The sequence below is a fragment of the Microbacterium cucumeris genome (assembly GCF_058349845.2).
The window spans coordinates 378,474-404,470 of record NZ_JBYRIZ020000004.1 but is presented as its reverse complement, the minus strand read 5'-3'; the positions used below and the strand labels follow the sequence as shown (position 1 = coordinate 404,470).

Genomic DNA, 25,997 nt, shown 5'->3' with positions numbered 1-25,997 from the left:
CACCGACACGAACGTGCACGGCCGCACGGTTGGGGGCAGACTGGTCCTATGACGAGCCGAGCCGGCCTCCCCGCGGAGGAAAGTGACCTCATCGACGTCGACGCGCTGATCGCCGCGTACTACGACCGCCACCCGGATCCCTCCGATCCGACGCAGCGGGTCGCCTTCGGGACGAGCGGCCACCGCGGCTCCGCCCTGTCCGGCAGCTTCAACGAGAACCACATCCTCGCCACCACGCAGGCCATCGTCGACTACCGCACGGCGCAGGGCATCACAGGCCCGCTGTTCCTCGGCCGCGACACCCACGCCCTGTCCCTTCCCGCCGAGCGCACGGCGATCGAGGTGCTCGTGGCGAACGGCGTCGACCTCCGCGTGGACGCCCGCGACTCCTGGGTGCCGACGCCCGCCCTGAGTCACGCGATCCTCACCCACAACCGCCGCACGAACTCGGAAGTCACCGGTCAGGCGGACGGCATCGTCGTCACCCCGTCGCACAACCCTCCCCGCGACGGCGGCTTCAAGTACAACCCTCCGCACGGCGGCCCCGCCGACACCGACGCCACCGGCTGGATCGCCGACCGAGCGAACGCCCTGCTCGAAGCGGGGCTGGAGGGCGTGAAGAAGGAGAGCTTCGCCGACATCGACTGGGATGCGCTGCCCAGCTACGACTTCCGCGACGCGTACGTCCGCGACCTCGAGTCGATCATCGACGTCGAGGCCATCAAGCGCGCCGGCGTGCGCATCGGCGCCGACCCGCTCGGCGGTGCGTCAGTGGACTACTGGGCGCTCATCAAGGAGGTCTACGACCTCGACCTCACGGTCGTGAACCCCGAGGTCGACCCGACGTGGCGGTTCATGACGCTGGACTGGGACGAGAAGATCCGGATGGATCCGTCCTCGCCCTCGGCGATGGCCTCACTGGTGGCGCGCCGCGGCGACTTCGACGTGCTCACGGGCAACGACGCGGATGCCGACCGCCACGGCATCGTGACTCCGGACGCGGGGCTGATGAACCCGAACCACTATCTCGCCGTCGCGATCGACTACCTGTTCTCGCACCGGTCGCAGTGGCCCCGGGATGCCGCGATCGGCAAGACGCTCGTGTCGTCCATGATCATCGACCGGGTGGCGGAATCCCTCGGCCGGCGCCTGCTCGAGGTGCCGGTCGGGTTCAAGTGGTTCGTGCCGGGGCTGCTCGACGGGACGGTCGCGTTCGGGGGCGAGGAGTCCGCCGGCGCTTCGTTCCTGCGCGAGGACGGCTCGGTCTGGTCGACCGACAAGGACGGCATCCTGCTCTGCCTGCTCGCGGCCGAGATGATCGCCGTGACCGGGAAGACGCCGTCGGAGCGCTATCGCGAGCTGGAGGAGGCGTTCGGCGCGTCCGCTTATCGGCGCGTGGACGCTCCGGCGACGCCCGACGAGAAGGCGACGCTGGGCCGGCTGACTCCGGATGCCGTGACCGCCGGGACCTTGGCCGGAGAGCCGATCACCGCGAAGCTCTCCCATGCGCCGGGGAACGGTGCCGCGATCGGCGGTCTCAAGGTGCAGACCGAGCACGCATGGTTCGCGGCTCGCCCCTCCGGCACCGAGGACGTCTACAAGCTGTACGCCGAGAGCCTGCGGGGCCCCGAGCACCTCGCGCAGGTGCAGGAGGAGGCACGAGCCGTGGTGAGCGAGGCGCTCCGCGGCTGACGCGCCATGCGCTCGGCCTTACCCGCTCGTGGAGCGAGGAGTCGAAACGCGCGAGTTACTGGGGACGGTCACCCCGTTTCGACTCGCTCCGCTCGCTCAACGAACGAGAAGGCGGCGACGAGTCGGGCGTCTCCAGTCCCGTTCGGGGCGTTCCCCCTCCGCTCGTTGAGCGACGAGCGAAGCGAGGAGTCGAAACGGGCGAGTTACTGAGGAACGGTCACCGCGTTTCGACTCGCTCCGCTCGCTCAACGAACGAGAAGGGGGCGCTCGCGCACCGAATGAGGAGGGCGAGCGCCCTCGAGGGGCGAGACGGGTGCGCTCAGCGAATGGCGAGGGCGGCGCCGGCGGCGCGCAGCCAGCGCTCGGCCTCGGCCTGAGCCGCCTCGGCGGACCCTGCGAGGTCCGTGAGCGATGCGGATGCCGCGAAAGCACCCGTGTCGGCATCGGGCGTGATGCGGCCGGCGACGAGCATCACCGGCACACCGGCATCCGCCGCGAGCTGCGCGACGAACGAGGGGACCTTGCCGTCCCCCGACTGGCCGTCGAACGATCCCTCGCCCGTGATCACGACATCGGCATCGGCGATCGCCTCCGCCAGGCCGATCAACTCGGCCACGGCTCCGGCTCCGGGCGTCAGGGTCGCCCCCAAGGCCACGAGCGCCGCTCCGGCCCCGCCGGCCGCGCCCGTACCCGGAATCTGCGGATCCAGCCCGAGCAGGTTCGCGAGACGTGCGAGCGCGGCATCCACCGTCCGGATGTCCTCGGGATCGGTCAGACCCTTCTGCGGCCCGAAGATCGCCGCCGCTCCGCGCTCGCCGGTCAGCGGGTTCGTGACATCCGTGAGCACGCGGGCCTCCGGTGCTCCCCACAACCCCACGCGGTCCACGGCGGCCACGGCGCACAGTCCGGCGGCCCCGGATGCGACCGGCGAGCCGTCTGTGTCGAGGAAGCGCGCGCCCAGCGCCGTGAGCAGGCCGATCCCGCCGTCGGTCGACGCGCTCGACCCGATCCCGAGGACGAGCCTCGAGACCCCGGCATCCAGCGCCGCCGCGATCGCCTGGCCGAAGCCGGTGGTGTCGGCATCCCACGGGCGCAGCTCGTCGAGCAGCTCGATCCCGGAGGTCGAAGCCAGATCGACCACCCCCGTCCCGCGCGGCGCGTCCGGCGTCGGCGGAAGCCACAGCCAGCTGCTCTCGATCGGCACGCCGGCTGGTCCGTCGACGAACAGGGAATGACGCTGCGCACCGTCGACAGCCGCCTCGAAGGCCGCGACGGTGCCCTCGCCGCCGTCGGCCATCGGGCGCAGCACGAACTCCGCACCGTGCTCGACCTCGCTCCAGCCCTCGGCGAGCGCCCGCGCCGCGTCGGCAGCCGAGATCGACCCCTTGAAGCTGTCCGGGGCGATGACGATGCGGCGGGGCCCGCGAGCGCTTCGGGTCGCACTTTCCGCCGTTTCCGAGGCGATGACGTCCGTTCCGGTCGCAGTAGTTGCCGCTTCCGCCGCCGCGAAGCGGCCTGAATCGCGACCGGACCCAATAGCCGCTGCATTGAAACGGCCTGGATCGCGACCGGAACCGACAGCCGCGGACCCCGGCACCTCCGCCTGCGACACCGACTCCACGGATCGGGTCTCGTGCGCTGCGGCATCCGGGCCGGAGCCGGCCGGAACCCGACCGGAATCGGCGCCGCTCACGGCGTGCTCTCGCGGACGACGACCTCGAGCTCGATGGGGGTCTGCGTCCAGTCCTCGTCGACCGTCGCGCGGAACGCCTGGTAGCCGACTTCGCTCAGTGGTACGCGCACCGTCGTCAGCGGGGGCGACACGTCGAGGCTCACCGGCACGTCGTCGAAGCCGCACACGGCGATGTCGGAGCCGACTTCGCGCCCGGCATCCCGGACCGCCGCCATCGCACCGATCGCGACGACGTCGCTCATGCCGAAGACCAGCGTCCCCGGTTCGATCCCGTCGGCCAGCGCTGCCGCCATCGCGGTCGCACCCGACTCCCGCGCGAAGCCGGCGCGGTACACGCGGTCGGCCGTCCCCCCGCCGGCGGCGAAGCCGGCCTGGAAGCCGGCGATGCGGTCGTCCGAGGTGCGGATGCCCTCGGCCGCGGCCAGCACGACGGCGGAGCGGTAGCCACGGGCGGCCATCTCCTCGCCCAGCATCCGGGCGCCGGCGACGTTGTCGATCTGCACGACCCGCTCACCGGCGACGCTGCCGCCGAAGGACACCACGCGTCCGCCGAGCCGCGCGAACGCTTCGACCTCGTCATGCATCGCGGTGTCCTCATCGCCGCGGGACGCCGCGAGGATCAGCCCCTGCGGTCGCTGCCCGCGGAGGGCCCTGACGAGACGCAGCTCGCGCTCGGGGTCGCGCTCGGTGACGGCGATCGTCACGATGAGGCCCTGCTCGTCGGCCCCGCGCGCGACTCCCGAGGCGATGAGTCCGAAGTACGGGTCGGCGATGTCCGCGACGAGCAGCGCGATCACGGACGAGGTGCCGCGCACGGTGGCCTGCGCGAGGATGTTCGTCGTGTAGCCGAGCTTCTCGGCCGCCTGACGCACGCGCTCGCGGTTCTCGTCCTTGACGTTGCGCACCGAGCCGTTCAGGGCCCGGGATGCCGTCGCGAGCGAGACGCCGGCCTCGCGCGCGACATCGTGCAGCGTCGGGGTCGCGCCGCGCCCGGGCCGCGCCGCCGGGGTGTCCTGAGCGGGGGTCATGCTCCCGAGCCTACTGTCCGGGACGTTTCCACGACTCCGCACGACCGGACATCCGCAACGGCCCGGTTCGCCGCGTTCAGCGCCCACCGTCCCGCGCGAGCGCCCGCCCGCGAGGAGTCAGGAACACCCGGCTCACGCATCGCGCCACGACCTCAGCGTGGCGGCCTCGCGCGCGAGCACGGCCGGGTCGTCGCCGGGCACGAACTCGAGCAGCGCGTCACTCGGCCGGCTGGAGGAGCGGGATGCCGCGGCGAAGAACTCCCGCCACAACCCCGCGCGCTCGGCCAGCGGCAGCCGTTCGCCCCGCGGCCACCAGGAGAACACGTGCACGGCGCTGACGCGGTCGGCCAGCGCCCGGTACTCGTCCACCGCGACGGCGTCCGAGGCGCCGACGGTCGGCTGCCAGTAGGTGCGCAGGGCCGGATGGCCGACCTCGTCGAGCACGCGCCGCGTCTCAGTGGCTGTGTCGGCGAGCGTCCCGCCATGGAACTCCAGCCCGAGCTCCAGCCCGCGCCCGGATGCCGCCTCCACCGCATCCCGTAGCCGATCGATCGTCCGCGCGCGCTCCGGCGCGGAGGCGTCGGCCGACCCCGCTGACCCCGCCCACACCCGGATGCGGGTCGCGCCGAGGGCCTCGGCGCTGTCGAGCACCGGTGCGATGTCGTCGCCCTCGGCAGCCCGGAAATACGACCCGTAGGAGGCGACGACGAGCCCGGCGTCCGCGGTCAGCGCGGCGACGCGTCCGGCCGTGGCGGCATCACCGGCAGGGACGTGCACGTCGCCGCCCCACTCGATCGACTCGAGCCCCGCCTCCGCGGCCGCCGTCACGATCGCCGCGGCGTCCAGGCGGCGGAACGTCACCGAGCAGAGTCCGATCCTGATCGTCATGCCTCCAGCATCCTTCCTTCTCGCGCGTCCGTGCCACTCCGCCGGCACCGAACGCGGTTCCGTGGCGCAGGCGGAGCGGCGCGAACCGGTCAGAGGTGCGGGGCCACCACGGCGTCGAAGGACGCCGCCGTGCGGCGCACGACCTCGGCGTAGTCGGTCGCCCAGATGTCCTCGTTGAACAACTCCACCTCGATGTCGCCGGTGTATCCGGCCTCGACCACCGCGCGCGTCAGGGTCGCGAAGTCGATCACGCCGTCCCCCGGATAGTGCCGGCTGAGCAGCACGTCGGCGGCGAGCGGCGTCTTCCAGTCGCACACCTGATAGGTGGCGATGCGCCCCTCGCGCCCCGCGCGCGCGATCTGCTCGAGCACCTGCGGGTCCCAGAAGATGTGGAACGTGTCCACGGTCGCGCCGACCACCGACGCGTCGAAGTCCGCGGCGATGTCCAGCGCCTGGCCGAGCGTCGAGACGACGCAGCGGTCCGAGACGTACATCGGATGCAGCGGCTCGATCGCGAGGGTCACCCCGGCGGTTGCGGCATCCGGCACGAGCTCGCCGATCGCATCGCGCACGCGCTCGCGGGCACCGGCGAGGTCCCGCGAGCCCTCCGGCAGCCCGCCGGCGACGAGCACGAGGATCGCGGTCGACCCCTCGGCGCCGGCGGCGGCCAGTGTCGCGGTCTCCTCGATCGCACGTCGGTTGTCGTCCAACGCCGCGACGCGGGCCGCGCCGTCGGGCAGTGTGAAGAAGCCGCCACGGCAGTGCGTCGTGAAGCGCAGCCCGGAGTCGGTCAGCATCTCGGCGGCCGTCGCGAGGCCGACCTCGTTCACCGGCTCGCGCCAAAGACCGATCGCCTCGACTCCGCCGGCGACCGTGGCACTCAGCGCATCGGCCAGGTTCGCGTACTTGATCGTGGCCTGGTTGATGGAGAGGCGACTCACAGTCCGGCTCCGTTCGTGCAGTTCTGGCGGCGGGGCGGGGTCACCTGTCGCGCCTGATGAGCGTCGGGCCGAACGGTCATGCGTCCACCCCGTTCAGGCGCAGCATCCCGTGCCAGCGCTTGCGCGCGAGCTCCGGCTGCTCCAGAGCGAGCGACGCGTTGGCGAGCTCCACGATCCGCGAGAGGTGCGGCAGGCTCCGCGCCGAGTGCAGCCCTCCCACCATCTGGAAAGCCGGCTGGTGGCCGTTGAGCCAGGACAGGAAGGCGACGCCGGTCTTGTAGTAGAACGTCGGGGCGGCGAACACCTGACGGCTGAGCTCCTCGGTCGGTCCGAGGATGCGCTCGTAGGCCGCGGCGTCTCCGGCATCCAGAGCCTGGATCGCGGCGGAGGCGACCGGGGTGATCGCGGCGAACGCGCCCAGCAGCGCGTCGGAGTGGCCCTCCGCGGAGTCCCCGATGAGCCCGACGTAGTTGAAGTCGTCCCCGGTGAACATGCGCACGCCCTCGGGCAACCGCGAGCGCACCGAGATCTCGCTCTCGGCGTTCAGCAGGCTCATCTTTACGCCCGCGAGCTTGCCGGGGTTCTCGGCGATGATGTCGAGCAGCACGCCCGACGCGGTCTGCCAGTCGGACGCCCCGAAGTAGCCCTCGAGCTCGGGGTCGAACGCGGTGCCGAGCCAGTGGAGCACGACCGGGGTCGTCGCGCGCGACAGCACCGCCCGGTAGACCCGGCGGTAGTCGTCGGCGGACTCGGCGACCCGAGCGAGATGACGTGACGCCATCAGCACCGGTCCGGCACCCTGTTCCTCGGTGAACTCGAGCTGCGAGACGTACGCGTCGATCACCTGATCGAGCGAGATGCGCGTCTCGTCGACGTGGTCGGTGTTGACGCCGACCACGACCGAGCCGCCCTCCTCGCGGGCGACCTCGGCGCTGCGGGAGATGAGCTCGCGCGTGGCCGCGGCATCCAGTCCCATATTGCGCTGGGCCGTGTCCATCGCGTCGGCGACGCCCAGACCCCAGGAGTACACGTTGCGGCGGAACGCCAGCGTGGAGTCCCAGTCGATGTCGGCGGGCTGGCCGGGAGTGTTGTCGGCATGCACCTTCGGCACGACGTGCGCGGCGGCGTACGCGACACGGCTCTGAAGCGACGAGGACGGACGCGTGTACGCCCCGGAGTCGTTGAGCTCGGCATCCGACAGCGCTCCGGATGCCGAGAGAAGACGGAGCGTCGACATCAGAGCGACAGCTTCTCGATCGCGACCTTGCGGCCCTCGGCGCTGGATGCCAGGCCCGCTTCGGCGAACTGGACGCCGCGGGCACCGGCGAGAAGGTCGAACGGGTAGTCCGTGCCGAGCGCGTAGGACTCCAGATACTCCTCCCACTGCTGACGGAAGCCGTTGAGGAACACGTCGTTCGTCGGCACCTTCTGCCAGTCGGCGTCGTAGTCGTGGGTGTCTTCGATGTCGGGGTTCCAGACCGGCTTCGGAGTGGCGTTGCGCGGCTGGATCTTCGCACCGAACAGGCCGACCACGGCCGACCCGTGCGTGCCGTCCACCTGGAACTCGACGAGCTCGTCGCGGTTCACCCGGACGGTCCAGGAGGAGTTGATCTCGGCGATGATGCCGCCGTCGAGCTCGAAGATGCCGTAGGCGGCATCCTCGGCGGTGGCGGTGTAGTGCTCGCCCTTCTCGTCCCAGCGGTCGGCGATGTGCACCGCTGCCTGCGCGTAGACGCTCTTCACCTCGCCGAAGAGGTTCTCCAGCACGTAGTTCCAGTGCGGGAACATGTCGGTGATGATGCCGCCGCCGTCCTCGGTGCGGTAGTTCCAGCTCGGGCGCTGGGCGGGCTGCCAGTCGCCCTCGAACACCCAGTAGCCGAACTCGCCGCGGACCGACAGGATGCGACCGAAGAAGCCGGAGTCGATCAGGCGCTTGAGCTTCTGGAGTCCGGGGAGGTAGAGCTTGTCATGCACGACACCGGTCTTGACCCCGGCCGCCTGGGCGAGTCGAGCCAACTCGACGGCCTCCTCGAGCGACTCCGCGGTCGGCTTCTCGGTGTAGATCGCCTTGCCTGCGGCGATCGCCTTGCGGATCGCGGATGCCCGGGCCTTCGTCACGAGGAAGTCGGCGTAGATCTCCCACTTCTCGTCGGCGAGGGCCGCGTCGAGGTCGGTGGTGTAGTCCTCGATGCCGTGCTTGGCGGCGAGTTCGGCGAGCTTCTGCTCGCTGCGGCCGACGAGGATCGGCTTGACCGTGACCCGCGTGCCGTCGGAGAGCTCGATTCCACCCTGATCGCGGATCGCGAGGATCGAACGCACCAGGTGCTGCCGGTAGCCCATGCGTCCGGAGACGCCGTTCATGATGATCCCGATCTCGCGGGTCGTCGCCTGTGACATTGGATTCCGTTCGTAGGAGACGGCATCCGGATCGGGATGCCGAGGTAAACGCTTTCCGTTAGTGTGCCACGGCAGTGGATCCTGACGCAAGCAGGTCGGTCTCGGACCGACCGCCGTAGGACGCGAACGACCTCGCGGAGAGCCCGACTCCGGATCAGTGATGGTGCCCGGTGTCCGGGATCACCACATCCCCGCCCGCGGGAGCGAGATTCCCCGCCTCGACGGCGGCGAGTGCGGGCGTCACGATCGCCGCCGCCAGCACAGCGGCGATCGCCAGCTCCGCCATGCGCACCCGCCCCGGAGCGGCGCCCTTGCTCGACCGTCCTCGCGGTGCGCGACGCTCACGCCCGCACGCGATGCCGACCACGGCGAGCAGAGCGATCGCCGGCGCGACCGCGAGGATGCCCATCCGCACCGGGTCGAGGACGAAGGCGAGGATCGCCAGGGCGGCGGCGGCCGCCGCGGCGCCGAGGCCGACTCGCGGAGCGACGATCCGGCCGACGACCAGCGCAGCCGTCCCCCAGCCGATGAAGGCGGCTCCGGCGCCCACCAATGCCATGGCCACACCCCGGACCGGCGGCGCGATCTCCGCCGCAGTCGAGGCCCCCGCACCGAGTGCGAGCAGGATGAGTCCACCGCCCCACGCCGCGATCGAGGGCCAAGATGCCACCGCCACGCCCTGCCGGGGCGCGGCGGTGGCGGTCACCAGCGGACGGGTCGACATCGCCGCGCCCGTCAGGCCGTCCGCCCCGACGCGAGCCTGTCAGCGGAACGGTCGGTCGCGATGCCGACGCCCAGCAGCACGATCGCGCTCGCGAGGTGGAGGAAGTGATCGAACGTGTTCAACGCGAGGATGTTCAACGCGGTGCCGACGAGGAAGAACCCGACGATGCCGAGCAGAAGATACGCGGCCCCGACGACGATGTTCACCGCTTTCGCCGCGCGCGCGGACATCAGCCCCGCGACGAGAAGCGCGGCGCCGATCAGCAGGTGGGCCACGTTGTGCAGCGGGTTGACCATGAAGATGCCGAGAAGCAGGCCTCCCTCCGTCGCGAGGAACCCCACACCCCCGGTGACGGCGAAGCCGAGCAGGCCGACGAGGATGTAGACCGCGCCGAAGACCGTGGCGACGAGGCGGTTCGGGGAAGAGCTCATGATGGACCTCCTTGTTCCTGTGCGGCCGGTGCCGCATCTACAGGAGCTTCGGAGGCCGGCGCCGATCGGATTGCCCGATCCTCGCCGCGGCGACGGAGATCCTCAGCCGCCGCGTGCGCCGACCCGATGCGGAAAGCGCCTACCATGACCAGGGAGACCGGCCGACGAGGGAGGGCGAGATGAAGCGGGTGGGCATCCGGGATGTCGCCGAGCTCGCGGGCGTGTCGATCAGCACGGTGTCGAACGCGCTGAACCGTCCCGGTCGGGTCAGCGAGGAGCTCGCGCAGCGCGTGCGCGAGGCCAGTGATCGTCTCGGCTATGTCCCGCTCCAGGCGGCGCAGCAGCTGCGGGTCGGACGCAGCGCGCTGCTCGGCATGACCGTGATCAACATCACGAACCCCTTCTTCGCGGACCTGGTCGCCGGCGCCGAGGAGGTCGCGTCGGATGCGGGGCTGCGCATTCTCGTCGGCAACGCCAACGATGACATCGCCAAGGAGCTGGAGTACCTCGAGCTGTTCGACCGGGTCCAGGTCGAGGGCGTGTTGGTCAGTCCCTTCGGTCCGATCGAGCCCTGGCAGCAGCGCGTGCGCGATCGCCGGATGCCGGTCGTGCTGGTCGATGCGGTGGACGACGACGCCGTGCTGCCGTCCGTCTCGCTCGACGATGTCGCCGGCGGACGGCTGGCCGCCGAGCATCTCATCGACATCGGATGCCGGCGACTCGCCTTCGTCGGCGCACGGCAGGAGGTTCGGCAGGTGCGCGAGCGCCTGGCCGGCGCTCAGCTCGCCGTCGACGCGCACCCGGGAATCTCGCTGGAGCCGATCTGGACCACGAGCGCCACGACCGGGCGCGGGCTGGCGTTCGCCGACGAGCTCGCCGATCGGCGGCCCGACGACCGCCCGGACGGCGTCGTCTCCTCGAACGATCACCTCGCGATGGGGCTGGTGCACGGGCTCGCCGCCCGCGGCATCCGCGTTCCGCAGGACATCGCGGTCGTCGGCTACGACGACATCGAGTTCGCCGCCATCGCGACTGTCCCGCTGACCTCGGTGCGCCAGCCGGCTCGCGAGATGGGCCGCGCCGCGGCCGAACTGCTCATCTCCCGCATCGCCGGCACCGAGGCCCCCGACCTCGCGAACGTCGTCTATCAGCCCGAGCTCGTGGTCCGCGCATCGACCTCGTAGCCCGAGAGCCCCCTCCGACCGAGTGGAGCACGCGAACGGAACGCCTCGAGCGGCTCGGTCACGCCAGTTCCAGTGACACCGTCGCGTACGCGTGCGCAGGCAGATCGATCTCGAGCCCCCGCTCGTGACGACGGATGGCGTCGAGAACCACCGGCGTCACGGCATCCGGGTTCTCCGGAGTGTTGTGCGCCGACACCGAGTCCGCGGTGAGGACGCGGCCGCTGAACCCGGTGACCGCCGCTCCGCGCAGGTCGAGGACGACCGTGCGCGGGCGGTCGGCGTCCAGGTTCGACAGCGAGACGAGCGCCGTGCCGTCCTTGGTGGATGCCGAGGCCGACAGCAGGGGAAGATCGCGCCCGTCGCTCTCCCTGGTCTCGCCGTCGACGACGTGCGCCGCCAGCGCCCGCGCGTCGTGGTGGCCGGTGTTCATCGCGAAGACGTGGAAGGTCGGGGTCTTCACGAGGGCCCCGGTGTCGGGGTCCGTGAGCAGCATCGCCTGCAGCACGTTGACGGTCTGCGCGATGTTGGCCATCACGAGACGGTCGGCGTGGCGGTGGAACGCGTCGAAGTGGACACTCGCGACCAGGGCGTCCCGGAGCGTGTTCTGCTGGTACAGGAACCCGGGGTTCGTCCCCGGCTCGACATCCCACCAGGTGCCCCACTCGTCCAGGACGAGACCGACGCGCTTGCGGGGGTCGTGGCGGTCCATGACCGTGCTGTGCCGAGTGAGAAGCTCCTCGATGCGGTAGGCGCGGGACAGCGCGAGGTACCACTCGTCCTCGTCGAACACGGTCGCGGATCCCTTGGCCTCCCACGAGCCGCTCATCGTGTAGTAATGCAGCGACACCGCCTGGTACGGCGAGGATCCCTGGCCGTCGCAGCCGAGGCATCCGAGCGCCTTCATGAGCGTGTCGGTCCAGTCGTAGTCGTCGACGTTCGCGCCGGCCGCGATCCGGTAGACGGTGTTGTCCCCGTGGTCGCGCACGTAGGTCGCGTACTGGCGCGCGAGGTCCGCGTAGGCCTCGGCGCGCATGTTGCCGCCGCAGCCCCAGGCCTCGTTGCCGATGCCGAAGAACGGGACCTTCCACGGCTCGTCCCGGCCGTTGCTGCGGCGCAGGGCCGCCATCGGCGAGTCGTCGCCGCGCGTGAGGTACTCGATCCACTCGCTCATCTCGCGCACGGTGCCCGAGCCGACGTTGCCGTTCACGTACGCATCCGCGCCGAGCAGCTCGCACAGCTGCATGAACTCGTGCGTGCCGAACGAGTTGTCCTCGACGACGTCGCCCCAGTGCGAATTGACCATCCGGGGCCGCTCGTCCCGCGGGCCGATGCCGTCGCGCCAGTGGTAGTCGTCCGCGAAGCAGCCCCCGGGCCAGCGCAGGTTCGGGATGCTCAGCTCGCGCAGCGCCTCGACGACGTCGAGACGGATGCCGCCCTCGTTCGGGATGTCCGAGTCCTCCCCGACGAAGAAGCCGCCGTAGATGCACCGGCCGAGATGCTCGGCGAAGTGGCCGTAGAGGTGGCGGCTGATGGTCGAGCCGGGCAGATCGAGGTCGATGACGACGCGGGTGCTGGGCATGATGTCCTTCTCCAGATGGGGGTCGTCCGGAATTGTAGCGATACAATTCCGATCCGGGCAAGGGACGCGGAAGGATGGGCTGATGGCGACGATCCAGGACGTGGCGAAGGCGGCCGGGGTGTCCCCCATGACCGTCTCGAACGTCCTAAACGGGCATCCGCACGTCCGGGAATCCACGCGGCAGAAGGTGCTGGCCGCGGTCGAGGAGCTCGACTACCGGGTCAACGCCGCGGCCCGCAACCTGCGCACGGGCCGCACCGGCACGATCGGCCTGGCCGTGCCGAACATCGGCGACCACTACTTCGCGCGGCTCGCCGCCCTCGTCGCGACGGTCGCCGGCGAGGAGGGGTACCGCGTCGAGATCGAGCACACGGATGCGCAGCGCGAACGCGAGCTCGAGGCGATGACCCTGTCTCAGAACCGCATGCACGACGGGCTGCTGCTCTCGACCGTCGGACTCGGCCCGCAGGACAAGCACCTGCTGCGCGTCGACTACCCGGTCGTCCTGCTCGGCGAGGGGATCTTCGACAGCCCCCTGGACCACATCGCGATGCCCAACATCGACGGCTCGCGGGCCGCGACAGCACACCTGGTGGCGCAGGGGTCGCGCCGCATCGCCATCATCGACATCCGCTTCGCGCTCTCCGACTCCGTGCGCGACCTGCGGCTCGAGGGCTACCAGCAGGCCCTGCGGGATGCCGGGATCGAGCCGGATCCCCGGCTGTTCTTCGACATCGAGGACTTCACGATGCAGGAGGGCCTGCGCGCCGCCCGGCGCATCGCGTCCTCCGGCCTGCCCGTCGACGGCGTGTTCTGCCCGACGGACGGCGTCGCGATCGGTGCACTGCGCGGCCTCGCGGATGCCGGCATCCGCGTGCCCGAGGACATCCGCGTCATCGGGTTCGACGACCTGCCGGAGAGCGAGTTCCTCACCCCGAGACTGAGTTCCGTCTCTCCCGCGCACGAGGTCACCGCCCGCACGGCGGTGACCTTCCTCCTGGAACGGATCCGCGGCACGGCCCCGGCGGACGCGCGCGAGTTCGTGACGCCGTTCGAACTGCGCGCGCGGGCGTCGACGGCCTGATCGGGGCCGCACCTCTCCCGACGCACTGCTGCTTGCGAAACGTTTTTATCTGAGTTACCGTTGCGGTAAGCGCTTTCCTGCACCAAGGGGCGCGTGCATGATCCCCCACCCGAGACGCCGTCGTTCCGTGGTCCGAACACCGGCGTTCACAGAGAGGACAACGATGTTCAACAAGAAGCGATCGCTGGCCGCCGGCGCGCTGGCCGTCAGCGCGGCCGTCGTCCTGGCCGGCTGCTCCGGCGGCGAGCCCGAGGCCGGAGCGACATACGACCCCGACGAGAAGGTCACGCTCGACCTCGCGTTCTGGGGCAACGACGTGCGCGCCGAGCTCTACAACGAGGTCATCGCCGCATTCAACGAGGAGTACCCGAACATCACGGTGAACTCCTCGTTCCTGGACTTCCCGGCGTTCTGGGAGAAGCGCCAGACCGAAGCGGCGGGCAAGAACCTTCCCGACGTGATGCAGTTCGACTACTCCTACCTGCGCCAGTACGCGCAGAACGGCCTGCTGCTGGACCTCGAGCCCTACCTGGGCTCGGTCATCCAGACCGAACCTCTGGCGCAGAACATCCTCGACATCGGCGTCGTCGACGACACCACGTTCGCGATCCCGACGTCGACGAACGCCTGGGGCATGTACACGAACCCGGTGCTGATCGAGCAGGCCGGCGTCGAAGAGTTCGCCGGCGGCAGCTGGGAGGACTACACCGACTGGATGGCGGACGTCACCGAGGCCTCGGGCGGGTCCTTCTGGGGCGGGAGCGACTACACCGGACGCATCCAGAACTTCGAGCTGCAGCTGCGCGCCGAGGGCTCCTACCTCTTCAGCGAAGACGGCGAGCCCGGCTTCGACGAAGAGCGTCTGACGGAGTTCTGGGAGTCCGGCCAGCGGATCCGCGACGGCATCGGCGTGCCGCAGCAGCGCGTCGAGGAGATCCTGCCGCTCAGCCCGTTCGACACCGCGATCGCCGCGAGCGAGCTGACATGGGACAACTTCGGATCCGGCTACCTCGGCAACCTCGGCGAGGGATACACCGAGCTCGGGCTCGTCGCCCCTCCGGTCACCGAGGAGGGCGCCAAGGACCTGTACCTGAAGCCCTCGATGCTGCACGCCATCGCGGCGAACACCGAGCATCCCGAGGCCGCCGCCACGCTGGTCGACTTCCTCATCAACTCGCCGCAGTCGGGTGAGATCTTCGGCACGAACCGCGGGATCCCGGCATCCGAGACGGCGCTCGAAGCGGCGGACCTCGATCCGCTGAGCCAGCAGATCGCCGACTACGAGGCCTCGATCGCCGACCGCCTCGGAGACGCCCCGCCCGTGCCGATCGTCGGCTTCGGCACGCTCGAGGAGAAGTTCCGTCTGCTGGGCACCGAGCTCAACTTCGGGACCATCACGGTGGAGGACGCGGTGTCGCAGTTCTTCTCCGAGATGGACGTCGTCCTTAACCAGTGAGCCGAGCGGTCCGGGCGCCCTGGGCGCCCGGACCCTCTCCTCATCCTGAAACACCTGCATCGGAGAGTCCCGTGAGCACCACTGCGACCAGAGTCATCGTGACGGGCGAGAAGCCCTCACGCCGTCCCCTTTTCCGCAGACGCCGTCCGGAGCATCTGGACCGGCCCGGCCAGCGGCGTCGCGAGCGGCGCGAGACCCTGGCGGGCTACGGATTCCTCGTCCCGTGGCTGATCGGCTTCTTCGGCCTCACGCTCATCCCGATGATCTATTCGCTGTACCTGTCGTTCACCAGCTACAACATCTTCTCGCCGCCGAAGTGGATCGGGCTGGACAACTACGTCCGGATGTTCACGAACGACCCGAGCTTCATCCAGTCCGCGCAGATCACCCTCGTCTACGTGCTCGTGGGCACGCCCATCACCCTGGCGGCAGCGCTCGGAGTCGCGATTCTGCTGAACTATCGCGACAAGGGCGCCGGGTTCTTCCGGTCGGCGTTCTACGCCCCGTCGCTGATCGGCGGCTCCGTCTCGGTGGCCATCGTGTGGCGTGCGATGTTCGCCACCGACGGCCCCGTCGACAACTCGCTCAACCTCTTCGGCATCGACATCGGCGGATGGATCGGCATCCCTGAGCTCGTCCTGCCGATGATGATCCTGCTGGCGGTGTGGCAGTTCGGATCCACCATGGTGATCTTCCTCGCGGGCCTCAAGCAGATCCCCAAGGAACTGTACGAAGCCGCCGAGATGGACGGCGCGGGCGCCTGGCACCGTTTCCGCGCGGTGACCATGCCCATGCTCTCCCCGGTCATCTTCTTCAACCTGCTGCTGGGGCTGATCGGAGCCTTCCAGGTGTTCGCGTCCGCCTACATCATCTCCAACGGCACCGGCGGCCCCGCCGGGATGACGAACTTCATCACCCTGTACCTGTACAAGCGCGGATTCTCCGATGGCCAGATGGGATATGCCGCGGCCATCGCCTGGGTGCTGCTGGCGGTCGTCGCCGTCATCGCCTTCATCCTGTTCCGCACCCAGCGCAGCTGGGTCCACTACGCCGGAGACAACCGATGAGCGTCTCGAACACGACCCCGACATCGCCGTCCGCGACGACCCCGATCTTCGCGCAGCAGCAGACCACTCCCGCGGCCCCGGCCAGGCGACCGATCAAGCGCAGGACCTGGCAGACGATCATCTGGCTCGTCGCCCTGATCGCGCTGACCGCGGTCGTGCTCTACCCCCTGGTCTGGCTGCTGTTCTCGACGTTCAAGCCCAACAGCGAGTTCGGCTCCAGCATCGGCCTGCTGCCGGACTCCCCGACCTTGGAGAACTACGCCAAGGTCATGGAGGGCATCGCCGGAGTGCCGATGTGGCGGTTCTTCCTGAACTCGTTCATCCTCGCCGCCGGCGCGGTGGTCGGAACCGTGCTCTCCAGCGCCCTCGCGGCCTACGCGTTCGCCCGCATCCAGTTCAAGGGCCTCGGCATCCTGTTCGCCGCGATGATCGGCACCCTGCTGCTGCCGTTCCACGTCGTGATCATCCCGCAGTACATCATCTTCAACGAGCTCGACCTCGTCGACACGTTCTGGCCGCTGCTGCTGCCGAAGTTCCTCGCCACCGAGGCGTTCTTCGTCTTCCTGCTCGTCCAGTTCATGCGCCAGATGCCGCGCGACATGGACGAGGCCGCGCGGATCGACGGCGCAGGTCACATCCGCATCTTCTGGGCGATCATCCTGCCGCTCATCAAGCCCGCGCTCATCACCTGCTCGATCTTCGCGTTCATCTGGGCGTGGAACGACTTCCTCGGTCCGCTGCTCTACCTGACCAGTCCCGAGAACTACCCCCTCCCCATCGCGCTGCGCCTCTACAACGACGCCTCCTCCGGCGGCGCCGACTACGGTGCCACCGTCACCGCGAGCTTCATCGCGCTGGTCCCGGTGCTGCTGTTCTTCCTGGTCTTCCAGCGCTTCCTCGTCGACGGCGTCGCCACCCAGGGACTGAAGGGCTGACATGGATCGCACGCAGCTCCGCGCCGCTCGGCGTGCGGACGCCTCCGGCAGCGGCCCCACGCTCGAGGACCGCCCTCCGGCGCGCTTCCCGGGAGCAAAGGGCGCCTTCGCCCTGTTCGGCGAGGTGCTGTGGACCGGACTGCTGATCACCGTGGCCGGTCTCCCCGTCGTGACGCTCCCGGCCGCGCTGGCCGCCGGCATCCGGCACCTGCGCCGCTACGTGAACGCCGAGGAGTCCCACGCGCGCACGTTCTGGCACGACTGGCGCACGGCTCTGCTTCCCGGAGGACTCGTGGTCGGCGCCGCCGCCGTCGTCCTGGCCGTCGTGCTGGTCGTCGACATCCGGGTCGCGGCGACCGGCGCCCTGCCCGGAGGAGAGGCGATCGCCCTCATCGGGTGGGCCGGACTCGTCGCCGGCGCGGCACTCGTGCTCCTGACGGCGAGCGCGTGGACTCCCGAGTCCGGCTGGCGTGCTGCCGTCGGGGCCGCGTTCCGGAATGCGGCATCCGATCCGGTCGGCGCGATCTATCTCGCGGTCGCCGCCGTGCTCGTCGGCGTCGTCACCTGGATGCTCATCCCGCTGGTCCTCGCCGGACTCGGCTGCGCGGCCTTCGCCGCCGTCGCCGTCCCGGCGCGTCCCCGCCGCCGCGCCTGAACCCTCATCCAAGCAAGAACTGGAGCTGCTCGACGTGCTGTACGGAGCCGACTACAACCCCGACCAGTGGCCGGAGGAGGTGTGGGACGAGGACGTCCGCCTCATGCAGGAGGCCGGAGTGAACATCGTGAGCCTCGGCATCTTCGCGTGGTCGCGCATCCAGCCGGCCGAGCACGTGTGGGACTTCGACTGGCTCGACACCGTGATCGACAAGCTGCACGCCGGCGGCATCCGGGTGAACCTCGCGACCGCGACGGCGTCCCCGCCTCCGTGGGTGAGCGCGACGTACCCCGAGACGCTCCCGGTCGATGAGACCGGTGCGTCCTACTGGCCGGGCAGCCGACAGCACTTCGCGCCGTCTTCGCCCACCTACCGGCGCCTGGCCGGCGAGCTGGTCCGGCGTCTGGCGCAACGCTACGCTCAGCATCCCGCCGTGGTCATGTGGCACGTCGGCAACGAGTTCGGCTGCCATCTGTGGATGGACTTCTCGGATGCCGCGCGCGACGCGTACCGCGTGTGGCTGGCGAAGCGCTACCGCACCGTCGACGCGCTCAACGAGGCGTGGGGCACGAGCTTCTGGTCGCAGGCGTACGGCGCCTTCCACGAGATCTTCCCTCCGCGTCTGGCCCCGTACAGCCATAACCCGTCCTCGATGCTGGACTGGCGCCGGTTCACGAGCGACATGCTGCTGGAGTGCTACCTCGCCGAGCGCGAGATCCTCATCGAGGCCGGCGCGACCCAGCCGATCACGACGAACTTCATGGGCCCTTTCAAACCGGCGGACTACCGCGGCTGGGCGCCGTTCATGGACGTCATCGCCGACGACTGCTACCCCGACCCGTCGAACCCGAACCGCATCCGCGACGCGGCCTTCCAGCGCGACCTGATCCGCTCGCTGAAGCCGGGGGTGCCGTGGATGCTCTGGGAGCAGGCGACGGATGCCGTGAACTGGCGTCCCGCCAACCCCGGGAAGACCCCGGGCGCGCTGATGGCGGAGACCGCGCAGTCGATCGCCCGCGGCGCCGACGGCATCATGTTCTTCCAGTGGCGCCAGTCCCGCGCCGGAAGCGAGAAGTTCCATTCCGCGATGCTGCCGCATGCGGGCACCGACACCCGAACGTGGAGGGCGGTCACGGACCTGGGAGCCCGGCTCGCGGCGCTCGGCGACCTTCCCGCACCGGGACGCGACGCGCAGGTCGCGCTGGTGTTCGACTGGGAGAACTGGTGGGCGGTCGAGGAGCGCGATCATCCGACCGAGATCGACTACCTGGCGCTGACGCTCGAGTGGTACGGCGCGTTCCACGCCCGCGGCATCCAGGTCGACGTGATCGGACCCGAGGAGGCGGCATCCGGATACGACCTCGTCGTCGCCCCGGTGCTGTACCTGCTCCGCGACGAGGGCGCGGCCGCGCTCGCCCGATTCGTCGAGGACGGCGGAACACTCATCACCGGTCCCTTCACCGACATCGTCGACGAGCACGATCAGTTCCGCACGGGCGGGTTCCTCACCCGGCTCGGCGACGTGCTCGGTCTGCGGTACGAGGACTTCGGCGCGCTCGCCGGGGAATCGAGCGGCGGCAGCGGCGTCGGGGCGCTGAGCGCAGACGACGTCCAGGCCTCCCGGGACGCTGCGGCACGAGGTTCGGTCTCCTTCTCGTTCGACGGGAGCAGCAGCGTCGGGCGCCTGGTCGCGGAGACGGTGCATCCGGCGGGTGCGACGGTCGTCGCGGTGTTCGAGAACGGTCTGCAGACGGGTTCGCCCGCGATCACGCGGCACGCGTTCGGCAGAGGTGAGGCGTGGTACGTCGCGACGCATCCCGATCCGGCGGCGCTCGACGCGCTCGTCGGCACCGTCGTGGAGTCGGCGGGAGTCCGCCCCCTGGTGGACGAGCTCCCACCCGGGGCCGAGGTCGCCCGTCGCGGCGAGCTCGTCACTCTCATCAACCACGGCGAGCACCCCGTCGAGATCGCCATCACCGGCACGGATGCCGAGACCGGCGATGCCGTGGAGCGGGTGTCGCTGGACCCCCAGGGCGTGGCCTTCATCCTCGCGCCTGCGGATGCGCCGTCCGCACGCCCGTCGGCGCTGTCGGGCTCCGCGATCGCCTGATCGCACTCCGGCGAAAGCGTGCTCGGCACGGTAGGCGTCGGACGACCGGGCGCGGCCGGGTTACGCGCTCGCGCGCTCGACGAGCCGCGTGGGGATGACGCCGGAATCGGCCGCGCCGCCCTCGATGTCCGCCACGAGCGCGCCGACCGCGCGCTGCGCGAGGGCGGCGAAGTCCTGGCGGATGGTCGTGAGCGGGGGACGGTAGTTCGCGGCATCCGGAACGTCGTCGAAGCCGATCACCGCGACGTCCTTCGGCACCCGTCTGCCGGCGTCCGCCAGGGCGCGCAGCAAGCCGAGCGCCATCTGGTCGTTCGCGCAGAACACGGCGGATGCCTCGTCAAGAGCTCCGGCCGCCGCATGACCTGAATCCGCCGACCAGTCACCGCGGACGACGGCCGGCGGGTCGATCCCGGCCGCGATCAGCGTCTCGCGCCAACCGCGCTCGCGCTCGGCCGCGGCGAACGAATCGGCGGGCCCTGCGAGATGGTGCACGGTGTCGTGACACTCGAGCAGCCGTGCCGTCGCCAGCCGTGCCCCTCCCGCGTGGTCGCTGTGGACGGCACGCAGTCCCGAGCCGTCCGGGGCGTCGACGACGACCAGGCGAAGGTCTGTGGGTCGCTCGGAGGCCGGAACCTGCGCGGATGCCTCGTTCAACACGATCGCGCCGTCCACGCCCTGATCGTGCAGACGCTGGAACGCCCGGCTCACGCCCGCCTCGCCCGCGGCCGTGACGACCGTGAGCGCGTAGCCGCGCTCCTCCGCCGCTTCGGCGGTGGCCTGGAGCATCCGGGAGTTTCCGACCGTGGCGAGCGTCGTGACGACGAGGCCGATGGTCTGCGATCGTCCGGTGCGCAGCGCGCGAGCGGCCGGATGCGGGCGATATCCGAGTTCGGCCATCGCCCGCTCGACGCGGGACCGGGTCGCCGGATCCACGCGCGGGCTGTCGTTGACGACGCGCGAGACGGTCTGCCCCGAGACGCCGGCGCGTGCGGCGACCTGCGCCATCGACACGCGCCCGCTCGATGCGCGTCCGCCCGGTGTCATCGCGCCCTCCTCGTTCCGAACTCCTGCATGTTGACGTTACCACCGCCGGCGGGCTACCGTGTTTACGTGAACATGCAGGAATCCGCATCGACCCGGACCGAGCTCGGCGCCGGAGTCGTGAAGCACGCGACAGCCCTCGCCGATGGGCGCGAGCTCATCTACTTCGACGACCCCGGCACCACTCTCGGCCCTGACCGCGCCGTCGACGCGCGCGCACTCGATCCGCGCCCGGACACCGCGACGATGCGTCTGGACGTCCTGACCGGCGACTGGATCACGGTCGCCGCGAACCGGCAGAACCGCGTCATGATGCCCTCGGCGGACGCCGACCCGCTCGCCCCGCAGACCCCGACGAACCCGTCCGAGATCCCGTCCCGCTACGACGTCGCGGTGTTCGAGAACCGCTCCCCCGCCTTCGGGCCCGCCCTGCCCGACGGCTTCGGCGGCGTACCGACGGCATCCAACCCCCCGCGCGGACTCGACGACCTCGCAACCCTCGGCCTCGAGCGCACGCGCACCTCGGTCGGGCGTTGCGAGGTCGTGTGCTTCAGCCCGGAGCACTCCGGCTCGTTCGGCACCCAGACCGTCACCCGTGCCCGCACCGTCATCGAGGCGTGGGCGGACCGCACCGCGGCGCTGTCCGCGCTCCCCGGCATCGAGCAGGTCTTCCCGTTCGAGAACCGCGGCGAGGCGATCGGCGTGACCCTGCCGCATCCCCACGGCCAGATCTACGCCTACCCGTACGTGACCCCGCGCACCACGCGCGTGCTCGACAGCATCGACCGCACCGCCCCCGAGCTGTTCCAGCACATCCTCGACTCCGAACGAGACTCCGACCGCGTCGTGCTGCAGGGCGAGCACTGGACGGCCTTCGTGCCGTTCGCCGCCCGCTGGCCCCTCGAGGTCCACCTCATGCCGCATCGGCACGTCCCCGACTTCGCCGCCACGACGGATGCCGAACGCGACGAGCTGGCTCCGCTGTACCTGCGGCTGCTGCGCGGCGTCGACGCCCTCTACGAGACCCCGACGCCCTACATCGCGGCCTGGCATCAGGCCCCCGTGAACGTCGGGCGCGACACCGTGCGCCTGCACCTGCAGCTCACGAGCCCCCGCCGCGGCGCCGACAAGCTGAAGTTCCTGGCCGGTAGCGAGTCCGCGATGTGGGCCTGGACCGCAGAGATCCCGCCGGAGACCTCCGCCGCGCGCCTGCGCGACGCGGTCGCGTCGGTCGCCGACCCCGCCGCCTGAACCGCTGGCGACCGGAACCGCCCGTCACGGCATCCGGTCGCGCCGCAGCTGCCGGCATCCGCCGTCCGCCCGAGAACTCCCGCAACGACGCCCCACAAGAGGACACCATGACCACTGAGACCACCGCCCGCGAGCTGTTCGCCTCCCTCGCCGGCCGCGAGCCCGACGGCATCTGGTCGGCCCCCGGCCGCGTGAACCTCATCGGCGAGCACACCGACTACAACGAGGGCTTCGTGCTGCCGTTCGCGATCCCGCATCGCACCGTCGCGGCCGTCGGCCTGCGCACCGACGGCCTGGGCCGCGTGAGCGTCGCCTCGACGTTCGCCGAGGAGCCGGTCGAGGTCGCCCTGGACGAGCTCGACCGACTGTTCCCCACGCCGGCCGGCGCGCAGCCCGCGGTGCCCGAGTGGGCGGCCTATCCGCTCGGCGTCGCGTGGGCGCTGCAGGATGCCGGGGCCACGGGGTCCGGCGTCGACATCGCCATCGCCTCCGACGTGCCCGTCGGCGCGGGGCTGTCGTCCTCCGCGGCGATCGAGGGGGCCGCCGCCTCCGCCCTGAACGACCTCTGGAACGCGGACCTGGACCGCACGGCCCTCGCCCGGATCGGGCGCAGAGCCGAGAACGAGGCCGTCGGCGCCCCGACCGGCATCATGGACCAGATGGCGTCGATGATCGGCGGAGTCGACACCGCGATCTTCCTGGACTGCCGCACGCTCGAGGCCCAGCAGGTCCCGCTCGCCGTCGCGGAGGCGGGGCTCGCGATCCTGGTGATGGACACGCGCGTCAAGCACGCCCATTCCACCGGCGGCTACGGCGAGCGCCGCGCCGCGTGCGAGCGCGGCGCGGCGATCATGGGCGTGCCGTCGCTGCGCGACGTCTCGGTCGACGACCTGACCAGGGCGCAGGAGCTGATGGACGATGTCACGTTCCGTCGCGTGCGCCACGTCGTCACCGAGAACCAGCGCGTCCTCGACACGGTCGCCGTGCTGCGCTCCGAGGGGCCGCGCGCGATCGGCGACCTGCTCGTCGCCTCGCACGCGTCGATGCGCGACGACTTCGAGATCTCGGTCCCCGAGCTCGACACCGCGGTGGAGGCGGCGCTCGCGGCGGGAGCGCTCGGTGCGCGCATGACCGGCGGAGGCTTCGGCGGCGCCGCGATCGCTCTGATCGAGGCGGATGCCGAGGCCGCCGTGTCCGCCGCCGTGGAAGCGGCCTTCGCCGCGGCCGGCCACGCCGCGCCCGCGCTGTTCACTGTGACGCCGTCCGCCGGCGCCCGCCGCGACGCGTGATCGCGGGTTCCGGGCTGGAAGAAGCATCCGGGCTGGAAGAATAGGAAGCGAGCCGCGGCAGCGGCAGGAGAGGAACAGCATGTCCTGGATCGTCACCGGCGGCGCCGGCTACATCGGATCGCACGTCGTCCGCGCTCTCGCGGATGCCGGGCTCCAGCCGGTCATCCTCGATGACCTCTCCAGCGGCGTCGCGTCCTTCGCGCCCGAGGGCGTCCCGTTCGTACGGGGTTCGATCCTCGACCGCGACCTCGTCGAGAAGGCGCTGCGCGATCACGACGCCGACGGCGTGATCCACGTCGCGGGGTTCAAGTACGCCGGCGTCTCGGTCGAGCGCCCGCTGCACACCTACGCGCAGAACGTCGAGGGCACCCGGATCATCCTCGAGGCGATGGCGGCCGCCGGCGTGACGAACATCGTCTTCTCGTCGTCCGCCGCGGTCTTCGGCACGCCGGACGTGGCCCTCGTCACCGAAGACACCGCGAAGGCTCCGGCCAGCCCCTACGGGGAGTCGAAGCTCATCGGCGAGTGGCTGCTGCGCGATCAGGCGACCGCGACGGCCTCGTCCGACGCGCCTCTGCGGCACACCTCGCTGCGCTACTTCAACGTCGTCGGCTCGGCCGATCCCGCGGTGTACGACGTCAGCCCGCACAACCTCTTCCCGATCGTCTTCGAGGCGCTGCTGGCCGGGAAGACCCCGCGGATCAACGGCGACGACTACGACACTCCGGACGGCACGAACGTCCGCGACTACGTGCACGTCGGCGACATCGCCGCGGCGCACGTCGCCGCCGCGAAGCGCCTCGTCGCGGGCGAGCCGATCGAGCCCGCCTACAACCTCGGCTCCGGCGAGGGGCTGAGCGTGAAGCAGATCATGGATGCCGTGGCCCGCGTCACCGGCATCGACTTCACGCCCGAGATCGGTCCGCGCCGCCCCGGCGACCCCGACCGGATCGTGGCGGCCGGCGACCTCGCGGCCCGCGACCTGGACTGGAAGATGCGCTACACGGTCGACGAGATGGTCCGCACCGGCTGGGAGGCCCGCCGCAGCGCCTGATCCCTCGCGCGCTGCTTCGGGCCGCGAGACTTTGTTTCCGAGGTGAGACTTGGTCTACGGCGCCAAGTCTCGCCCCGCAAACCAAGTCTCGCGGGCGGCGGGTGGCGACGGGACGCGGGCGGCGAAGGGACGCGCGCGACGACGGAGCGCGCACGCGGGATCACGCGGGGGCGTAGTCCCGCGTGCGGATGGGGTACAGCCAGAAGCACAGCCAGCCGAGCGCCGTGAATGCCAGCGGCACGACGGCGAGCATGATGCGGATTCCGCCGTCCACGGCATCCGGCTGGGCGTCGCCCAGCGCGGAGTCGAATCCGGCCGCGTTCAGCACCCACGCCGCCACGATCGCCTGCAGCACGACCGAGCCCCGCACGACGAATCCGTTCACGCCGAAGTACACGCCCTCGCGACGGTGCCCGGTGCGCGCGGCATCCTCGTCGATGATCTGGGACAGCACGACCTCGAGCAGTTGCAGCAGCCCGCCCACGCCGATCCCGACGGCGACGCCGACCAGCGCCGCGCCGAGAACGCTCGTGGGCAGCAGGTACGCCAGCACCGTGATCCCGAACACGGCCACCGCCCACAGCAGGGCGGTCCTCGGCGTCGTGCGCCGCACGACCACGCTCCACAGCACGATGGCGGGGATGGCGGTCGCGAAGATGGCCCCGAGCAGGATGCTCCCGTCGCCCTCGGCCGCGCCGAGCGAGTAGCGCACGTAGAACGGGATCGCCGCGAGGATCACGGCGATCGAGGTCTGCACGAACAGCGATCCCAGCACGTACGGGACGAACGCGCGGTTGCCGAACGTGTAGCGCAGCTGGTCGCTCCAGCTCATGGCGGCCTCGGCATCCGGGACCTCCCCTCGGCGCTCGATCATGCCGCCGGCGAAGGACCACACGAGCATGACCAGGCACACCGCCCCCAGCGCGATCGCCATCCCCGGCCAGCCGATGCTGTCGTAGAGCAGCGGTGCCCCGGCCGTCCCCAGCACCATCCCGACGATCGCGAAGATCTGCCGCGGGACGTTGCCGCGCGCCCGCTCGGCCGTGGTGCGGAAGATCTCGGGGAACAGCGCCGAGATGTTCAGCACCACCACGACGAAGGCGATGTCGTACACGGCGACCACGACGAGGAACCACACGATCAGTCCGCCGGCGGGCAGCGCAGGCGGCATCCAGACCAGGGCGAACGCCACGACCAGCGGCACGATGCCCAGCCCGATCCACGGGACCCGCCGTCCCCACGGCGTGCGGATCCGGTCGGACAGGGCGCCCACCACGGGGTTGAGCAGGGCGTTGAGGATGCCGTGCGCGATCATGGCCGCGGCGACCCACTCGGCCGGCACGCCGAGGTGCGCCACGTAGAAGTACACGACGAAGGCCGAGAAGGTCTGCGCCATGAGCTGCGTCGGGAAGCCGGATGCCCCGAACGCGATCGTCTGCGCCCGGCTGGGCGCATCGCCGAGGCGTCGGTCTCGGATGCGGGTGACCAGGCTCATGGC

22 protein-coding genes are annotated in these 25,997 nt (G+C 70.7%); 11 read left to right on the top strand and 11 right to left on the bottom strand.

The features are described from left to right. Nucleotides 1–48: 48 nt before the first annotated feature. Complete coding sequence (pgm, locus tag AC3RXZ_RS13520; protein ID WP_491494338.1) at nucleotides 49–1,692, top strand: phosphoglucomutase (alpha-D-glucose-1,6-bisphosphate-dependent); 1,644 nt, start codon at nucleotides 49–51, stop codon at nucleotides 1,690–1,692. A gap of 319 nt (nucleotides 1,693–2,011) precedes the next feature. On the opposite strand, the gene AC3RXZ_RS13515 is transcribed toward pgm, so the two are convergent. From AC3RXZ_RS13515 to AC3RXZ_RS13480, 8 genes are all read right to left on the bottom strand, one after another. Then, nucleotides 2,012–3,103 carry a glycerate kinase gene (locus AC3RXZ_RS13515; protein WP_491494369.1) on the bottom strand — a complete coding sequence of 364 codons (1,092 nt, stop codon included), beginning with the start codon at nucleotides 3,101–3,103 and terminating at the stop codon, nucleotides 2,012–2,014. A gap of 278 nt (nucleotides 3,104–3,381) precedes the next feature. After that, on the bottom strand, nucleotides 3,382–4,413 hold the full coding sequence (locus AC3RXZ_RS13510; protein WP_491494337.1) for a LacI family DNA-binding transcriptional regulator: 1,032 nt from the start codon (nucleotides 4,411–4,413) through the stop codon (nucleotides 3,382–3,384). Between the two features lie 132 nt (nucleotides 4,414–4,545). Then, on the bottom strand, nucleotides 4,546–5,301 hold the full coding sequence (locus tag AC3RXZ_RS13505) for a sugar phosphate isomerase/epimerase family protein (RefSeq protein WP_491494336.1): 756 nt from the start codon (nucleotides 5,299–5,301) through the stop codon (nucleotides 4,546–4,548). Between the two features lie 89 nt (nucleotides 5,302–5,390). Continuing rightward, nucleotides 5,391–6,242 (bottom strand): sugar phosphate isomerase/epimerase family protein, encoded by an 852-nt coding sequence (locus AC3RXZ_RS13500; protein WP_491494335.1) that lies wholly within the window; start codon nucleotides 6,240–6,242, stop codon nucleotides 5,391–5,393. A gap of 76 nt (nucleotides 6,243–6,318) precedes the next feature. Further along, complete coding sequence (locus tag AC3RXZ_RS13495; protein WP_491494334.1) at nucleotides 6,319–7,479, bottom strand: dihydrodipicolinate synthase family protein; 1,161 nt, start codon at nucleotides 7,477–7,479, stop codon at nucleotides 6,319–6,321. Then, on the bottom strand, nucleotides 7,479–8,639 hold the full coding sequence (locus AC3RXZ_RS13490) for a Gfo/Idh/MocA family protein (RefSeq protein WP_491494333.1): 1,161 nt from the start codon (nucleotides 8,637–8,639) through the stop codon (nucleotides 7,479–7,481). The genes AC3RXZ_RS13495 and AC3RXZ_RS13490 overlap by 1 nt, the downstream gene beginning before the upstream one ends. A gap of 154 nt (nucleotides 8,640–8,793) precedes the next feature. Then, complete coding sequence (locus AC3RXZ_RS13485; RefSeq protein ID WP_243229593.1) at nucleotides 8,794–9,363, bottom strand: hypothetical protein; 570 nt, start codon at nucleotides 9,361–9,363, stop codon at nucleotides 8,794–8,796. Between the two features lie 11 nt (nucleotides 9,364–9,374). Further along, the gene (locus AC3RXZ_RS13480) at nucleotides 9,375–9,794 is read right to left on the bottom strand and encodes a DUF4383 domain-containing protein (protein ID WP_243229592.1); all 420 of its coding nucleotides are present in this window, start codon (nucleotides 9,792–9,794) and stop codon (nucleotides 9,375–9,377) included. Between the two features lie 179 nt (nucleotides 9,795–9,973). On the opposite strand from AC3RXZ_RS13480, the gene AC3RXZ_RS13475 reads away from it, so the two are divergent. Beyond that, entirely contained in the window at nucleotides 9,974–10,978 is a 1,005-nt protein-coding gene (locus AC3RXZ_RS13475) for a LacI family DNA-binding transcriptional regulator (protein WP_491494332.1), read from the top strand. Nucleotides 10,979–11,036: 58 nt separating this feature from the next. On the opposite strand, the gene AC3RXZ_RS13470 is transcribed toward AC3RXZ_RS13475, so the two are convergent. After that, a complete protein-coding gene (locus AC3RXZ_RS13470) occupies nucleotides 11,037–12,557 on the bottom strand; it encodes an alpha-N-arabinofuranosidase (RefSeq protein WP_243229590.1) in 1,521 nt (506 codons plus the stop codon). An 82-nt stretch (nucleotides 12,558–12,639) separates the two neighbouring features. Between AC3RXZ_RS13470 and AC3RXZ_RS13465 the strand changes: the two genes are divergently transcribed. The 6 genes from AC3RXZ_RS13465 to AC3RXZ_RS13440 all read left to right on the top strand — a co-directional run bounded on the left by AC3RXZ_RS13465 (nucleotide 12,640) and on the right by AC3RXZ_RS13440 (nucleotide 19,864). After that, nucleotides 12,640–13,641 carry a LacI family DNA-binding transcriptional regulator gene (locus AC3RXZ_RS13465; protein WP_243229589.1) on the top strand — a complete coding sequence of 334 codons (1,002 nt, stop codon included), beginning with the start codon at nucleotides 12,640–12,642 and terminating at the stop codon, nucleotides 13,639–13,641. 163 nt (nucleotides 13,642–13,804) lie between these two features. Then, on the top strand, nucleotides 13,805–15,097 hold the full coding sequence (locus tag AC3RXZ_RS13460) for an ABC transporter substrate-binding protein (protein ID WP_243229588.1): 1,293 nt from the start codon (nucleotides 13,805–13,807) through the stop codon (nucleotides 15,095–15,097). A 71-nt stretch (nucleotides 15,098–15,168) separates the two neighbouring features. Beyond that, a complete protein-coding gene (locus AC3RXZ_RS13455; protein WP_243229587.1) occupies nucleotides 15,169–16,164 on the top strand; it encodes a carbohydrate ABC transporter permease in 996 nt (331 codons plus the stop codon). Beyond that, nucleotides 16,161–17,099, top strand: coding sequence for a carbohydrate ABC transporter permease (locus AC3RXZ_RS13450; protein ID WP_243229586.1), 939 nt, complete (start codon nucleotides 16,161–16,163; stop codon nucleotides 17,097–17,099). The genes AC3RXZ_RS13455 and AC3RXZ_RS13450 overlap by 4 nt, the downstream gene beginning before the upstream one ends. 1 nt (nucleotide 17,100) lies before the next feature. Beyond that, nucleotides 17,101–17,754, top strand: coding sequence for a DUF624 domain-containing protein (locus AC3RXZ_RS13445; protein WP_491494331.1), 654 nt, complete (start codon nucleotides 17,101–17,103; stop codon nucleotides 17,752–17,754). Nucleotides 17,755–17,788: 34 nt separating this feature from the next. Then, nucleotides 17,789–19,864: a beta-galactosidase gene (locus AC3RXZ_RS13440; RefSeq protein ID WP_491494330.1), complete on the top strand. Its 2,076-nt coding sequence runs from the start codon at nucleotides 17,789–17,791 to the stop codon at nucleotides 19,862–19,864. A gap of 60 nt (nucleotides 19,865–19,924) precedes the next feature. Here AC3RXZ_RS13440 and AC3RXZ_RS13435 read toward each other — a convergent pair whose 3' ends face one another. Then, nucleotides 19,925–20,908, bottom strand: coding sequence for a LacI family DNA-binding transcriptional regulator (locus tag AC3RXZ_RS13435; RefSeq protein WP_491494329.1), 984 nt, complete (start codon nucleotides 20,906–20,908; stop codon nucleotides 19,925–19,927). Nucleotides 20,909–20,980: 72 nt separating this feature from the next. On the opposite strand from AC3RXZ_RS13435, the gene galT reads away from it, so the two are divergent. From galT to galE, 3 genes are all read left to right on the top strand, one after another. Beyond that, nucleotides 20,981–22,156 (top strand): galactose-1-phosphate uridylyltransferase, encoded by a 1,176-nt coding sequence (galT, locus tag AC3RXZ_RS13430; protein WP_491494368.1) that lies wholly within the window; start codon nucleotides 20,981–20,983, stop codon nucleotides 22,154–22,156. A gap of 107 nt (nucleotides 22,157–22,263) precedes the next feature. Beyond that, nucleotides 22,264–23,445, top strand: a complete 1,182-nt coding sequence (galK, locus tag AC3RXZ_RS13425) for a galactokinase (RefSeq protein ID WP_491494328.1) — start codon at nucleotides 22,264–22,266, stop codon at nucleotides 23,443–23,445. 79 nt (nucleotides 23,446–23,524) lie between these two features. Then, entirely contained in the window at nucleotides 23,525–24,499 is a 975-nt protein-coding gene (galE, locus tag AC3RXZ_RS13420) for a UDP-glucose 4-epimerase GalE (RefSeq protein WP_243229581.1), read from the top strand. A 160-nt stretch (nucleotides 24,500–24,659) separates the two neighbouring features. Here galE and AC3RXZ_RS13415 read toward each other — a convergent pair whose 3' ends face one another. Next, on the bottom strand, nucleotides 24,660–25,994 hold the full coding sequence (locus tag AC3RXZ_RS13415; protein ID WP_491494327.1) for an MFS transporter: 1,335 nt from the start codon (nucleotides 25,992–25,994) through the stop codon (nucleotides 24,660–24,662). Between the last annotated feature and the right edge of the window lie 3 nt (nucleotides 25,995–25,997).

Bases quoted from the DNA above. Each gene is read 5' to 3' on its own strand.
- AC3RXZ_RS13495 (WP_491494334.1), bottom strand. From the start codon at position 7,479: ATGTCGACGCTCCGTCTTCTCTCGGCATCCGGAGCGCTGTCGGATGCC.
- galT (WP_491494368.1), top strand. From the start codon at position 20,981: ATGCAGGAATCCGCATCGACCCGGACCGAGCTCGGCGCCGGAGTCGTG.
- pgm (WP_491494338.1), top strand. From the start codon at position 49: ATGACGAGCCGAGCCGGCCTCCCCGCGGAGGAAAGTGACCTCATCGAC.
- galK (WP_491494328.1), top strand. From the start codon at position 22,264: ATGACCACTGAGACCACCGCCCGCGAGCTGTTCGCCTCCCTCGCCGGC.
- galE (WP_243229581.1), top strand. From the start codon at position 23,525: ATGTCCTGGATCGTCACCGGCGGCGCCGGCTACATCGGATCGCACGTC.
- AC3RXZ_RS13465 (WP_243229589.1), top strand. From the start codon at position 12,640: ATGGCGACGATCCAGGACGTGGCGAAGGCGGCCGGGGTGTCCCCCATG.
- AC3RXZ_RS13510 (WP_491494337.1), bottom strand. From the start codon at position 4,413: ATGACCCCCGCTCAGGACACCCCGGCGGCGCGGCCCGGGCGCGGCGCG.
- AC3RXZ_RS13480 (WP_243229592.1), bottom strand. From the start codon at position 9,794: ATGAGCTCTTCCCCGAACCGCCTCGTCGCCACGGTCTTCGGCGCGGTC.
- AC3RXZ_RS13490 (WP_491494333.1), bottom strand. From the start codon at position 8,639: ATGTCACAGGCGACGACCCGCGAGATCGGGATCATCATGAACGGCGTC.
- AC3RXZ_RS13435 (WP_491494329.1), bottom strand. From the start codon at position 20,908: ATGACACCGGGCGGACGCGCATCGAGCGGGCGCGTGTCGATGGCGCAG.
- AC3RXZ_RS13445 (WP_491494331.1), top strand. From the start codon at position 17,101: ATGGATCGCACGCAGCTCCGCGCCGCTCGGCGTGCGGACGCCTCCGGC.
- AC3RXZ_RS13415 (WP_491494327.1), bottom strand. From the start codon at position 25,994: ATGAGCCTGGTCACCCGCATCCGAGACCGACGCCTCGGCGATGCGCCC.
- AC3RXZ_RS13450 (WP_243229586.1), top strand. From the start codon at position 16,161: ATGAGCGTCTCGAACACGACCCCGACATCGCCGTCCGCGACGACCCCG.
- AC3RXZ_RS13505 (WP_491494336.1), bottom strand. From the start codon at position 5,301: ATGACGATCAGGATCGGACTCTGCTCGGTGACGTTCCGCCGCCTGGAC.
- AC3RXZ_RS13460 (WP_243229588.1), top strand. From the start codon at position 13,805: ATGTTCAACAAGAAGCGATCGCTGGCCGCCGGCGCGCTGGCCGTCAGC.
- AC3RXZ_RS13485 (WP_243229593.1), bottom strand. From the start codon at position 9,363: ATGTCGACCCGTCCGCTGGTGACCGCCACCGCCGCGCCCCGGCAGGGC.
- AC3RXZ_RS13470 (WP_243229590.1), bottom strand. From the start codon at position 12,557: ATGCCCAGCACCCGCGTCGTCATCGACCTCGATCTGCCCGGCTCGACC.
- AC3RXZ_RS13475 (WP_491494332.1), top strand. From the start codon at position 9,974: ATGAAGCGGGTGGGCATCCGGGATGTCGCCGAGCTCGCGGGCGTGTCG.